The organism is Microcoleus sp. D3_18a_C4 (genome assembly GCF_036702415.1).
GTDB lineage: Bacteria > Cyanobacteriota > Cyanobacteriia > Cyanobacteriales > Microcoleaceae > Microcoleus.
On sequence record NZ_JAUBTI010000164.1, the window covers coordinates 9,541 to 9,925 of the forward strand.

Genomic DNA, 385 nt, shown 5'->3' on the forward strand with positions numbered 1-385 from the left:
CCCGATCGCTCCGAAACCCAGTTGATCTATTGCCTTGCCCGTCAGAACTACCAACTTACTCAAAACTTAAAATTCGCTCTTGCTATTGTAAAGATTTCCCTTTATAATCATCATCAGCGGTAAAGAAACGTAAATTATATTCACAATCCACTCATTTTATGCTACAGCAGAGGTATGAGGTGGGAAGTTGTGACTAGAACAACGTCCGTTGTAATTATATCCATTTGGAGATTTGCGTAATGACAATCGCAGTCGGACGCGCCCAGACCGAAAGAGGCATATTTGATGTACTCGACGACTGGCTCAAGCGCGATCGCTTCGTCTTCGTAGGCTGGTCTGGCATCCTGCTATTCCCCTGCGCCTACCTAGCCATCGGTGGCTGGTT

The 385-nt window shown here is 46.2% G+C and carries 1 pseudogene; it reads left to right on the plus strand.

Going from position 1 to position 385, the window contains the following annotated elements:
* Positions 1 to 239 precede the first annotated feature (239 nt).
* Positions 240 to 385, plus strand: a pseudogene (locus QUB16_RS31990) (photosystem II D2 protein (photosystem q(a) protein)); the annotation flags it as partial.